A 620-nucleotide genomic window follows, 5' to 3' on the forward strand; every position below is an offset into this window, starting at 1 on the left:
TGGCGTGAAATTATTCATCATGATAATGCTGAAGATGAACATTCGTTATCTGACATTGAAATTGCACAACGTAATTTACGTGCCGATGTTGTGATGTTTATTGATGTGTTGCGTGATGAAAACGGGGATGTTGTTTTTGATGAATCAGACATCGACGATGTAATGGCCATTTATGGTCCAGTGCATTCTCGTTTATTAAAACAAGCGCTCGATTTAACTATTTCGGTTGATGATGCAGAAAAAAAGTAGCCCAGCCTGATACTTTCTTTTTAATGACATTGGCGCTCCGAATGGGGCGCACTCTTGATGAACTCACTCGCCAAATGAGCTTGAGTGAACTTCGGATGTGGATGGCTTTTGATCGCATTAATCCCATCGGTGATATTCGTAGTGATATTCAAACCGCGCATATCGTTTCTTCTATTTATCACTCTCAAGGCGGTAAATGCACGCTTTCTGATGTGCTTTTACGCTGGGATCCCAAAGCAACCCAAGAAAGTGATGATAGTTCTAATGGGTTAGAGAATTTCTTTCAGTCTATTTCAGAAAATTAATTATTTTTGCGAGGATAAAATGGCAAAACTGCGTGAACTGATTATTAAAATTTCTGCTAATTCTTC

Annotated in this window: 2 protein-coding genes; both read left to right on the forward strand. The window is 38.9% G+C overall.

What is annotated here, in order from left to right; all coding sequences use genetic code 11:
• Positions 1–249 (forward strand): phage tail assembly chaperone (locus tag ABN217_RS19670; protein ID WP_349459919.1); only part of this gene is annotated, 249 nt, incomplete at its 5' end.
• A 41-nt stretch (positions 250–290) separates the two neighbouring features.
• Positions 291–554 carry a phage tail assembly protein T gene (locus tag ABN217_RS19675; protein WP_227335946.1) on the forward strand — a complete coding sequence of 88 codons (264 nt, stop codon included), beginning with the start codon at positions 291–293 and terminating at the stop codon, positions 552–554.
• Positions 555–620: the final 66 nt, after the last annotated feature.

The sequence above is a fragment of the Proteus sp. fly-1067 genome (genome assembly GCF_040139345.1).
Classification (GTDB): Bacteria; Pseudomonadota; Gammaproteobacteria; order Enterobacterales; family Enterobacteriaceae; genus Proteus; species Proteus vulgaris_B.